Raw genomic sequence first — 11,285 nt, forward strand, 5'->3', positions numbered from 1 at the left:
TTCGGCATGGGAGGAACCACTATCAAGTCATGGCGGCAAAACGCTCCACTTGCTGGGTGGGGCCGGCGACGATCATCAGTGCATCGCGGTCCAGCACGGTCTCCAGCCGGGCATGGATCATTTCGGCCTTGGAGTGCTTGAGTCCCACGATGGTCACCCCGAACTTGCTGCGCAACGCGGCATCCGCGACGGTCTTGCCATGCAGCTCAGCAGGAGTCCGGGTCTTGGCGATGGCGTAACCGTCATCCAGTTCAATGAAGTCAATCATGCGGCCGGTCACCAGATGCGCCACCCGCGCACCCATGGTGGCCTCGGGGAAGATGACATGATGCGCGCCGGTGCGCTCCAGGATGCGGCCGTGCTTGGCGGTCATGGCCTTGGCCCAGATATCGGGCACCCCCATTTCCTCCAGCGCCAGCACGGTCAGCACGCTGGCCTCGACATTGTTGCCGATGCCAACCACGGCATGCTTGAACTCCGCCACGCCCAGTTCGCGCAGGGTGTCGATGCTGGTGGTGTCGGCCTGGACCACATGGGTCAGCAGGCCCGACCACTGCTGGACGCAGTCATAGTTTTCGTCAATGCCCAACACTTCATGACCCAGACGGATTAGGGATTCGGCCACGGCGCCGCCAAAGCGGCCCAGCCCGATGACAACAACACTGTTCCCTTTGGGAATACGATTGCGATTAGCCAACGATGGGGTTCTCCTCAGGATAATGGAAAGGTTTGCGACGGCTGCGCAGGGCCAAGGCCATTGCGACGGTGGTGGTGCCGACACGGCCGATGAACATCAGGGCCGTCAAAATCAGCAGGCCGGATGGCGGCAGGTTCGGGGTGATGCCGGTGGACAGGCCGACGGTGGCGAAGGCGGAAATGGCCTCGAAAACCACCACTTCCAACGGGTAATCGGTGACGCTTAACAACGCCAGCGTCGCAAAAGCAATCAGGGTGGTGCTGAGGAAGATCACCGTCAGCGCCTGCCGCTGCACCTGCAGCGATACCTTGCGGCCGAACATCGTGGTATCCGGCTCACCGCGTATTTCCGCCCAGACCATATAGGCCAGCAGCGCCAGCGTGGTGATCTTGACGCCGCCCGCCGTACCGGCGCTGCCGCCGCCGACATACATCAACAGGTAGTGCACCGACAGGGTCTCGGATGTCAGATGCCCCATGTCCAGCGTATTGAACCCGGCGGTGCGGGCCGACACCGAATGGAACAACGAAGCCAGAATCTTCCCGCCCAGATCCAGCGGGCCCAGCGTGTAGGGGTTGCCCCATTCATATAACAGAATCGAGAAGGTACCCAGCGCCAGCAGTACTCCGGAGCCAATCATGGTCAGCTTGGTGTGCACCGACCAGTGCGTGTGATCCTGATCGCGGCTGCGCCACAGTTCCAGCAGCACCGGAAAGCCGATGCCGCCGATGAAGATGGCCGCCATGATCGGGAAGTTGATCCAGGGGTCGGTGACGAAATGCATCAGGTTGTCGGAGTACAGGGAAAAACCGGCATTGTTGAACGAGGACACTGCCAGGAACAGGCCATGCCAGGCCGACAGCAGCCAGGATTCGTCATAGCGCGTGTGCAGGGCCACGCCCAGCATCAGCGCCACCGCCAGCTCCACCGCTATCGTCACGCCAAAAATCACTTTCAAGGTGGTTCGAACATCTCCCAGATCGGCAGCGTGTTCGGCCTGCGCCACCAGCCGGGTGCTGAGGCTGAGGCGGCGCGACACCAGCAGTCCCAGCAACGTGGCGCCGGTCATGATGCCAAAGCCGCCAATCTGGAACAGGCCCATGATCACCGCCTGTCCGAAAGGGCTCCAGTAGGTGGCGGTATCCACTGTCGCCAGCCCGGTGACACAGACCGCCGAGGTGGTGGTAAACAGTGCGGTCAGCCAGTCGGCGTGCCCCGGCCCGGCATGTGAAACGGGCAGCATCAGCAACAGCGTCCCCACCAGAATGGCGAAGAGAAAGCCCAGCGGCACCAGCCGCGCGGGGTGAAGTAAGGGATTCATGCAGTCAGTTATTCCGGCCAATATACCCAAAGGGGCAATTTTCTTATTTTACTCCCCTTTACCCTTATCAAAAACAAGGTAATTGCCTTGTCCGGCGCTGTCAGCGAAATACGCCGCCCGAAGCAGCCATCTGTCCGGCAGCGGATTGAATACAATTCAGCAAGCCGTATTCGCTTAGAATCCCTGCATGTCCGGTATCGTCTGCACGCCGGATGGGGCGGCAACGCTCTGCTAGGCCGCAATCTTTCCTGCCATCGAGGTTATGAAATGGAGCCGGTCACCCTTATTTTGCTGTTGGCAGGATTGATCCTGCTGACCTTTGGCGCTGACATCCTGGTCAAAGGCGCTTCCAGCCTGGCCGGAGCGCTGGGCATCAGCCCGCTGGTCATCGGCCTGACGGTGGTGGCCTTCGGCACCAGCGCCCCGGAAATGGCGGTCAGTGTTTCTTCCGCCTGGAGCGGGTCAGCGGATATTGCCGTCGGCAATGTCGTGGGCAGCAACATCTGCAATGTGCTGCTGATCCTGGGGCTGTCCGCCGTGGCGGCATCGCTGGTGGTGCAGAAGCAACTGGTGCGTTTCGATATCCCGATCATGATCTTCTTCTCGCTGCTGGTGCTGGCCATGGGCCTGGACAAGGACATCAGCCGTCTGGACGGAGCCATCCTGTTCACGGGCATCGTCGCCTACACCGTTTTCCTGATCCGGGAAGCACGGCGGGAAGGTGTCAGCACGGTCGCAGGCGCTGAAGCCATTGAATCCAGCCCGATGTGGAAAAATATCGCCTTTATCGCCGTCGGGCTGGGCATGCTGATTCTGGGTTCCCAATGGCTGGTGGATGGTGCTGTGGCCATCGCCAAATACGCCGGACTCAGCGAACTGGTGATCGGACTGACCATCGTTGCTGTCGGCACCTCGCTGCCGGAGCTGGCCACCAGCGTCATGGCCAGTCTCAAGGGCGAACGCGACATTGCCATCGGCAACGTCCTCGGCAGCAACATCTTCAACATCGGCGCGGTGCTGGGCATTTCCGGGCTGGTGGCCCCCAACGGCCTGCCGGTGGCGGCTTCCTCGCTGACCCTGGACATCCCGGTGATGATCCTGGTGGCGCTGGCCTGTCTGCCGGTCTTCCTGACCCGTTATACCGTCACCCGCACGGACGGCTTCGCCTTCCTGCTGTGTTATGCCGCCTATGTCACCTACTTGGTGATGAGTACCCAAAACAGCCCGCTGCTGCCCACCCTTGCCCCCGCCCTGCTGGTGCTGGTCACGGCTTGCGTGGCGTGGTGGATGCTGGATGTCATTCGTTATCTGAAGCGGGAATCACCATGAGCAACAAGCAACTCTGCCGTTCGCGGCAACACAACATCATTGCCGGCGTCATGGGCGGCATTGCCGATTATCTGGGCTGGAGCCCGTTCAAGGTGCGGCTGCTGTTCGTGATCTTGTCCTGCCTGTTTGTGGCCGTGCCCGGCATCCTGATCTATATCGTGCTGTGGTTTTTGATGCCACTGGAAGAGGAATGAATCCATGAATCGCCTGACCCTGGCCGTGATCTGCTCCGGCTTGTTGGCGACACCCGCGCTGGCCGACTCCAGCTTCAACGAAGTACGCAACGTCATCGTTACCCCGCCGCCGCCCGGCCAGACGGCGGCGGAGCAGCAGGAAATGGCTGTGTATGCCCAGAACCGGCTGCCCCATTATGAAGTCAGCAGCGCGCAATTCATCCGCGATGGCGTCAACCTGCTGAAGGCCGATGCACAGCGCACCCTCACCGAAACGGCCGACTACTATCCCCGGCTGGAAAAGCACCTGCACAGCAACGGCATCTGCTTTACCGGCCGCTGGAAGGTCACGGCGGAGACTCCTTACAGCGGCGGCTTCCGCCAGGGCAGCGAGGCCTTGATGATTGCGCGCGCCTCCACCGCCCTGACCGAGACCGAACGCGGCGACCCTCGCGCCTTCGGCTTTGCGGGCAAGCTGTTCCCGACCCTGGATCCGGACCAGAAAACCACTACCGCCAATTTCTTCCTGGTGGATGTGCTGGCAGGCGCCCAACGCGACCATTACCTGGATACCGGCATGACCAACAAACCGTCCACCGGCTTCCGCTTCAGCGTCATTCCCCTGGCGCTGCGGGTGGGCCGGGTGTTCAGCAAGGCGGACAGCGACCCCGGTTACCGCCCGGTCACCGGCATTGCCGCCTTCGGCCTGAAACCCGGTGAAACTGCGAAAGCACCACGCTTCCTGCGCCTGAAGGGCGCGGACCGCAACCAGCGCAATGAGGCGGTGGATTTCCGGGAGGAGCTGGACCTGCGCCGGCAACCTTCGGGGACACTGGCCTTCACCATCCAGGTTTCCGATAAATCCGCCGATCAGGACAGCCCGGCCTGGCAGAACATCGGCGAAGTGGTGCTGACAGAAAGCCAGGTGTCCTATGGCTGCGACCGCCGCCTGCACTTTGCGCATCCCAAGCTGAAATAGGCCATGACCGGCGCACTTTGGCAGCTCTGGCGTCATCCCGATGTCCGCAACCTGGCCTGGGTGCTGGCCTCCCCGGCCCTGTTGCGGCATCTGCCGGACAGCATCCACCCGGTGCGCATCCTTGATGACCGTTTCTGGCAACCGCTGTTTGATGCCTACCGCCCCAGGCTGGACGCCCTGGAACACGACCCGCTGCCGCTGACCGAATTCCTGACCGCGCACAAGAACCACCGCCTGGGCTATTACTTCGAATACCTGCTGCTGTTCTGGTTGCAGGACGAAGCCTTCCACCCCTTTCGCCTGATCCGGCATCGCGCCACCATCATGACGGGCAAGATCACCATCGGCGAACTGGACTATCTGCTGCATAACACCCGCAGCGGGCAAGTAGAGCATTGGGAAGTGGCGGTGAAGTTCTATCTGGGGCATCCGCCGCTGACCGAGGCGCGGCACTGGATCGGCCCCAACAGCCACGACACGCTGGGGGCGAAGCTGGAACATTTGGCGCGGCAGCAATTCCGTTTCGACGACTACGATGGGCAGGTGATCGAACAGCGCTGCCTGGTGATGAAAGGTCAGTTGTTCTATCCCCGTGACTGGACGGGAATCACCCTGGATTGCCTGTCACCCGGTCATTTGCAGGGACAGTGGCTGGATTGGAAAAGCTTCCGCTCAACGCCGCTGTTTGGCGGTTTGCACTGGCGGCATGCCGGACGGGATGAATGGCTGGCGGACCAGCAGGCCGCGCTGCAATCCCCCCTCTGCCTCCCGGACGACCTGGCGCATCCGGCCTCCGAGCGGCCCGAACTGTTCATCGGCTTCAATGATGCGGGTGTGGAAATTCAGCGCTGTTTCCTCACCCCGCCCTGATTTCCCGTTTTTTTGGCGCTCCGGGTCAAGCTGGCAACACTGTCTTGATGCATTTTTATCCATCCCACATAAAATGTGACACGGCACTCACTATGATCAAGAAAGCGCTGTTGGCCCTGACGCTGGCCGTCAATCTTCCGGTCATCTCCCATGCGGAAAGCGACCTGGATGAACTGCGCGGCAGCGATGTCCTGACCAATGAATGGAAACTGGTCAAAAACGACAAACTGCGGAACATCAAGGCCTACCTGAAACGGGAGGACGGCAAGAAGATCCGCTCCTTCCGCATTGAAGCCATCATTGACGCGCCCATGGAAGCCGTGGCGCGGGTGGGCTTCGACATCGACAACTACCAGCGCTGGTACTGGCAACTGCTGGATGCGAAGCTGCTGAAGAAGGTGTCGGACCGGGAATACATCTACTATCTGGTGCACAACGCTCCGGTGGGCAACCCCGACCGCGATGTGATCCTGCGCGCCGTGGTGGAGCCCTACACCGCCCAGAAAGGCTATGCGCTGGTGCGCATCAACGCCCTGCCCGACTACCTGCCGCCCAAGCCGCCGCTGGTGCGGATGCAGGCCGAGGACATGGTGGTGAAATACACACCGCTGGGCAAGAACAAGACCCTGTTCGAGAACGAGGGCTATATTGATCCGGGCGGAGCAGCACCGGTGTGGACCATTAATTTCGTGCAACGGCAGGCGCCGTACGCCGCCGTGGTGGGCATGCTGCGCATGTTGCAACTGCCCGAGTACCTTAATTCGGACAAGCCGCTGCCTTACAAACTTTACGCCAACTGAAGACCGGAACCCGCCTAGCGGGTTCCCTCTATGATCAGCCGCGCCACGCCCTTGGGGTCATCCCACATCGGCACATGGCCCCAGCCGCGCGGTTTCAGCCAGCGGGTCTGCGCCGGCAGTTCACCGCGATGCTGCGAAGCGGCCGTCAGCAGCCAGTCACGGTCACCGAAGGCTACAGTCAGCGGCACGGTGATCTTGTGGCCTTCCTTGAACGGCTCCACGGCCTCCAGCGTATCGTCAAAGCCCTTGGCCTTGGCGAAATTGCGCAAGGCAACAATGGCGTCCCGCGCCGGAATCTTCCAGCCCTGAGAGGTCATCGGCACCGCCATCAACAGCATGCGGAACGGCGGGAACAGCACCAGCGCCTCGCCCACCAGCGGAAATGCCTTCAGTCCCTTGCGCATGATGTTGAACATCGGCTTCACGTGCGCCGAGGCTTCACGCTCCCACAAGCCGCCCGGCGAAAGCGCCACCACACTGCGCGCCAAGCCGCGCTTGGCCGCTTCCATCGCCAGATAGCCGCCCAGCGAGTTCCCGGCAAAATCGACCGGCTCGTCAATGCCCATGTCGTGCAGGCTGTCCTTCAGTGAACTGACAATGTTTTCTGCGGTGGGTATCACCCCGGCCGGCAGCGGCGGCGTGCGCCCGAAGCCCGGCAAGTCAAAGGCAATGACACGGCGCTGTGCCGCCAGGATCGGAATCACCGGCTTCCAGGCATTGCTGGACATGCCGATTCCGTGCAACAGGATCAAGGGGCGTCCGCTGCCTTGTTGTTTGTAGTGCCAGGCCATGGGAAATTCTCTATAAGCGAAATGATAAGATCGGGGAACCGGATAGGCAGCGAATCTATTGGTACGGTCGTACACTATCAAGCTTATTTTAACCGTTTACGCCTGATTATTTCCAGATTACGCCATGTACCGCCAAACATGACGCGCCGGAGGATTAGGCCTATTCTGGGCGCAACCTTCTGAACACACCCACTTACGGGGATTTTCTTTCTGGACACAGTGCTATTACTGGTCATCCTGACCATTGCCGCCGTGCTGGCCTTTGACTTCACCAACGGCTTCCACGACGCGTCCAACATGCTGGCGACGCTGGTGGCCTCGCGCGCCATGACCCCGGCGCAGGCGGCGTTGCTGGTGGCCTGTTTCACGCTGCTGGGGCCGTTGCTGGGCGGCACGGCGGTCGCCAATACCCTGGGGGGCCTGGTGACCATCGACATGCTGCCCGCCACGAATGCCCTGACCGTGGTGCTGTGTGCAGTGGGCGGCGCCATCGGCTGGAACCTGCTGACCTGGCGGCTGGGCATTCCTTCCTCGTCCTCGCATGCGCTGGTGGGCGGACTGGCGGGCGTGGTGATGGCCGGACCGGGATCTGAGCATATGGTCTGGGGCTTTGCGGAATTGTCGCAGGGCCGCCTCACCGGCGTTGCCAAGGTATTGGCTGCCTTGCTGGTGTCACCCGTAGTCGGCTTTGCCGCCGGTTTCCTGCTGCACCGGCTGATGAATTTCCTGCTGCGCGCCGCGCGGCCCACCGTCAACCGGCACCTGCGGCACGGTCAGTGGTTCACTGCCGCCGCGCTGGCCTTCTCCCATGGCGCCAACGATGCTCAGAAAGGCATGGGCATCATTACACTGGTGCTGGTGCTGGGCGGCCAACTGCCGCAATTTCAGGTTCCGCTCTGGGTCATGCTGCTCAGCGCCATCGTCATCACGGCGGGCACCCTGCTGGGCGGCTGGCGCATTGTGCGCACACTTGGTTTCGGCATCTACAAGTTGCGGCCGTTGCACGGGCTGGACGCACAACTGGCCTCCGCCAGTGTCATCATGGGTGCATCGCTGGCTGGAGGACCGGTTTCCACCACGCACGTCGTCACCACCGCCATCATGGGCATCGGCGCATCGGAGCGGCCGCGGGCGGTGCGCTGGTCCATCGCCGGGGAGATCGCCCTGACCTGGCTGCTGACCCTGCCCGGCTCCGCCCTGCTGGCCTGCCTGCTTTTCGGGTTGGCCAAGACCGTTTTTCACTAGCCTTCAGGAGCATCACCCATGACAGCCCCTCGCCAGACTTTCCTGAGCAAGCTGAAAAACCGCATTTTCCCGGAAGTTCCCGACTTTTACCGCCTGATCAACGATCAGGCGCATCTGGCCGTGGAATGCACCGCCGCGCTGGTGACCTACATGCACTCAGGGCAGGATGAACACGCCAGCCACGTCAGCGAGTTGGAACATCGCGGCGACCGGCTGAAAAGCCGTAACCTGGCCATCCTGCATCATGCCTTCGCCACTCCCATCGACCGCGAGGATATCTACCAGGCGGTGGCCGCCATCGACGACATCCTCAACTACGCCAAGACCACCGTCCGCGAAATGCAGGTGCTGCACCTGACTCCGGACGAACACACCCTGGCCATGGCGACCCTGATGCACGAAGGCGCGCTGGCGCTGGAACGCGGTTTCGCCAAGTTGAAAAAGACACCACTGGCCGCCGAGGTTGACGCCAGCGCCGCCCACAAGACCGAGCGCAGCACCGAGAAGGTCTACCGCAAGGCTCTGGCGGAATTGTTCAACCCCGAGCATTACCTGCTGACCCTGACGGCGCAGCAAAAGCGTGATGCCGAGGCGCTGGGCGTACTGACCACGGCGATGAGTGCGGCGGAAAGCGCAGGCATCACCCCCGCCGTCGGCTTCATGCTGGAAATCCTGAAACGGCGCGAGGTCTACCGGCACATGTCCAACGGCGCAGACCGGGTGGCGCGGGCGGCGGAAGTGCTGCATGACATCGTGGCTAAAATAGGCTGAAGAACATGCGCAAACCGGTACTGATCCTGGGCGGCTACGGCAACTTCGGCCGCCGCATCGCCACCGCACTGGCCACAGACCCCGACATGGAACTGCTGATTGCCGGGCGCGACCAAACCAAGGCTGCGGCCCTGGCGCAGGCGCTGGGAGCGCACGCCCGGCCGGTGATGCTGGACCATACGTCATCCGACTTCCGTGAACGGCTGGCGGCCCTCAAGCCCAAGGTGCTGATCCATACCTCCGGGCCGTTTCAGGGCCAGGACCTTCACATAGTTGAAGCCTGCATCGCTGCGGGCTGCCACTATGTCGACATTGCTGACGGCCGGGATTATGTCGGCGGCATCCGGAGGCTGGATGAAGCGGCGCGACAGGCGGGCGTGTTGGTGGCCAGCGGCGCCAGCTCGCTGCCGGCCCTGTCCAGCGCGGTGGTGGATGAAGGACGCTCCGCCTTCTCCCGGCTGGACAGCATTGAATCCGGCATCAGCGCCGGGGCCAAACCACCGGGTCTGGCCACCATGGAAGGCGTGCTCAGCTATGTCGGCAAACCGTTCCTTCGGTTGGAAAACGGAGTCTGGCGGACGGTTCACGGCTGGCAGGACATCGTCAGCCGCCGTTATCCCTCGCCGTTGGGGCGGCGCTGGCTGGGCAGTTGCGATGTACCGGACCTCGACCTGTTTCCCGAGCGCTATCCCGGTGTCCGGACCGTGGTGTTCCGGGCCGGTGTCGGCTTCACCGTGACTACGCTGGCGACCTGGCTGTTTTCCTGGCTGGTGCGGGCCGGCTTGCTGGGCAACCTGGCGCGCTGGGCGTCGCCGCTGCACCGGCTGGCAGGGACGCTGGAGCCGCTGGGCAGCGTCTGGAGCGCCATGCATGTGACGCTGACCGGGATGGATGATGCCCAGCAACCGGCCACGCGGACCTGGCTGCTGCTGGCGGGTAACAACGACGGCCCGAACATTCCCTGCTTTCCGGCCATTGCGCTGACGCGCAAGCTGGTGCGGGGCGAAGTGACGGAACGGGGGGCGATGCCGTGCATGGGCTTGCTGACCGTGGAGGAAATCCTGACGGCGATTCCGGGGCTGGATTTGAAGTGGGCGTGTCATAACTGCCGGGCCGGCGAAGATTCCGGCCCGGACCATTGAATCATTGCCGCCAGTGATAGTTTTCCCGACGGATGATGACATCATCAGCCGTGCACATCAGATCATCCGGCCCCTTGGCGTATTCCCGGCGTTGCTGCAACAGCCCGCCTGACAGAGTCATGGCGCGGTGGGACAGCGCCACACCGGAAGGATTTTCTGCACAAACATTGACCTCATCACCCGAATACCCAAAAACGAGGCGGTTCCCGGCCACATCACCTCCCTGTTCACCCGGCCAGCTCCTGGCCTCGCCCTGATACGTCAACGCCTGCCGGGACTTGATGCGGCCTTTGGCATCGTATTCATACTTGTAATACGTATTGGCATCCGTGGAAATCAGGTATTTGAACACACCCGAGGCCGTAGCCGGGTAATAGAAACGCGTCTGGGGCGACGGGCCGGTCGCGGCGGGGTTGGACGCGGGCAAGCCCAGCCAGTTGAGGGTTGATTTCTGCCCGTCGGCATCGTTCCGGCTCCACCTCAGCCAGACCTGAAGCACATCATCAACCGTCGACGGGCGGCCATCGACACCCGTTGCATAGACTTTTTCATCCATGCTGGATTGCCCCTTATACCCCGGTACGCAATAGCGTTCGCCATGAAGCGTCGGCGTAGGCATACCACCCAGTATCGACAGCAAAATGCTGCCTGTGGTCGAGGAGTCCATCGACTGAAACAACATTGGCAGCGCCATCTCCACCTCAAGATCAAGAGGCTTCTCACCTGTTTGGGCGCCGTACTCACACTCCACATGAAAACCGGGCGTGTCATCGGCCGTTCCCCAGAGCAAATCAGCTCCAGGAGAGTGGTAGGAAATCATCGACGCACCATCAACTCCGGAGAAGTGCGCATAGCGTCGGTATTCCGTAGTGACCAGCTGATCCGATCCGGCAGGAATGGTCTCGACAAGAACACTGGCCAACCGGATGGCGGCTTCCTGAGAGCCTTCTTCGCTACCGCATCCAACCAGTAACCCCGCCCCAATCATCAAAACACCCGGCTTGATCACCCTCATACCCCAACCATCCCTGCCTGCAAAAAGGGCATCATTATAAGTAAGATCACCCTAGCCAGCACGACAAAAGAAGGCCTGTACCACCAAGGCGACAGCCCTAGCCCCTACCCCTTCCCCCCGTCTATACTAGCCCTCTTTTTTCGACCCCCTTT

At 61.8% G+C, this 11,285-nt stretch carries 12 protein-coding genes; 8 read left to right on the forward strand and 4 right to left on the reverse strand.

What is annotated here, in order from left to right; translation table 11 throughout:
- Nucleotides 1–22 precede the first annotated feature (22 nt).
- Nucleotides 23–697: a TrkA family potassium uptake protein gene (locus Q7T36_RS11145; protein WP_304848117.1), complete on the reverse strand. Its 675-nt coding sequence runs from the start codon at nucleotides 695–697 to the stop codon at nucleotides 23–25.
- Entirely contained in the window at nucleotides 690–2,018 is a 1,329-nt protein-coding gene (locus Q7T36_RS11150) for a TrkH family potassium uptake protein (RefSeq protein WP_304848120.1), read from the reverse strand. Before Q7T36_RS11150 ends, Q7T36_RS11145 begins: the two co-directional genes overlap by 8 nt.
- 267 nt (nucleotides 2,019–2,285) lie before the next feature.
- Between Q7T36_RS11150 and Q7T36_RS11155 the strand changes: the two genes are divergently transcribed.
- The 5 genes from Q7T36_RS11155 to Q7T36_RS11175 all read left to right on the forward strand — a co-directional run bounded on the left by Q7T36_RS11155 (nucleotide 2,286) and on the right by Q7T36_RS11175 (nucleotide 6,169).
- Entirely contained in the window at nucleotides 2,286–3,347 is a 1,062-nt protein-coding gene (locus tag Q7T36_RS11155) for a calcium/sodium antiporter (protein WP_304848123.1), read from the forward strand.
- The gene (locus Q7T36_RS11160) at nucleotides 3,344–3,541 is read left to right on the forward strand and encodes a PspC domain-containing protein (RefSeq protein WP_304848126.1); all 198 of its coding nucleotides are present in this window, start codon (nucleotides 3,344–3,346) and stop codon (nucleotides 3,539–3,541) included. Before Q7T36_RS11155 ends, Q7T36_RS11160 begins: the two co-directional genes overlap by 4 nt.
- Before the next feature lie 4 nt (nucleotides 3,542–3,545).
- Complete coding sequence (locus Q7T36_RS11165; protein ID WP_304848129.1) at nucleotides 3,546–4,499, forward strand: hypothetical protein; 954 nt, start codon at nucleotides 3,546–3,548, stop codon at nucleotides 4,497–4,499.
- 3 nt (nucleotides 4,500–4,502) lie between these two features.
- A complete protein-coding gene (locus tag Q7T36_RS11170) occupies nucleotides 4,503–5,369 on the forward strand; it encodes a DUF1853 family protein (RefSeq protein WP_304848132.1) in 867 nt (288 codons plus the stop codon).
- Between the two features lie 92 nt (nucleotides 5,370–5,461).
- Nucleotides 5,462–6,169 (forward strand): START domain-containing protein, encoded by a 708-nt coding sequence (locus Q7T36_RS11175; RefSeq protein ID WP_304848135.1) that lies wholly within the window; start codon nucleotides 5,462–5,464, stop codon nucleotides 6,167–6,169.
- Nucleotides 6,170–6,183: 14 nt separating this feature from the next.
- On the opposite strand, the gene Q7T36_RS11180 is transcribed toward Q7T36_RS11175, so the two are convergent.
- Complete coding sequence (locus Q7T36_RS11180; protein ID WP_304848138.1) at nucleotides 6,184–6,960, reverse strand: alpha/beta fold hydrolase; 777 nt, start codon at nucleotides 6,958–6,960, stop codon at nucleotides 6,184–6,186.
- 219 nt (nucleotides 6,961–7,179) lie between these two features.
- On the opposite strand from Q7T36_RS11180, the gene Q7T36_RS11185 reads away from it, so the two are divergent.
- Genes Q7T36_RS11185 through Q7T36_RS11195 form a run of 3 tightly spaced genes read left to right on the forward strand, consistent with a single transcriptional unit; the run spans nucleotide 7,180 to nucleotide 10,118 of the window.
- Nucleotides 7,180–8,205, forward strand: a complete 1,026-nt coding sequence (locus Q7T36_RS11185; protein WP_304848141.1) for an inorganic phosphate transporter — start codon at nucleotides 7,180–7,182, stop codon at nucleotides 8,203–8,205.
- 18 nt (nucleotides 8,206–8,223) lie between these two features.
- Entirely contained in the window at nucleotides 8,224–8,976 is a 753-nt protein-coding gene (locus Q7T36_RS11190) for a DUF47 domain-containing protein (protein WP_304848144.1), read from the forward strand.
- Between the two features lie 5 nt (nucleotides 8,977–8,981).
- A complete protein-coding gene (locus Q7T36_RS11195) occupies nucleotides 8,982–10,118 on the forward strand; it encodes a saccharopine dehydrogenase family protein (RefSeq protein WP_304848147.1) in 1,137 nt (378 codons plus the stop codon).
- A 1-nt stretch (nucleotide 10,119) separates the two neighbouring features.
- Here the strand turns inward: Q7T36_RS11195 and Q7T36_RS11200 are convergent, their stop codons facing one another.
- On the reverse strand, nucleotides 10,120–11,133 hold the full coding sequence (locus Q7T36_RS11200) for a hypothetical protein (RefSeq protein WP_304848149.1): 1,014 nt from the start codon (nucleotides 11,131–11,133) through the stop codon (nucleotides 10,120–10,122).
- Nucleotides 11,134–11,285 lie beyond the last annotated feature (152 nt).

This window comes from Fluviicoccus sp. (assembly GCF_030646115.1).
Lineage (GTDB): Bacteria > Pseudomonadota > Gammaproteobacteria > Pseudomonadales > Moraxellaceae > Fluviicoccus.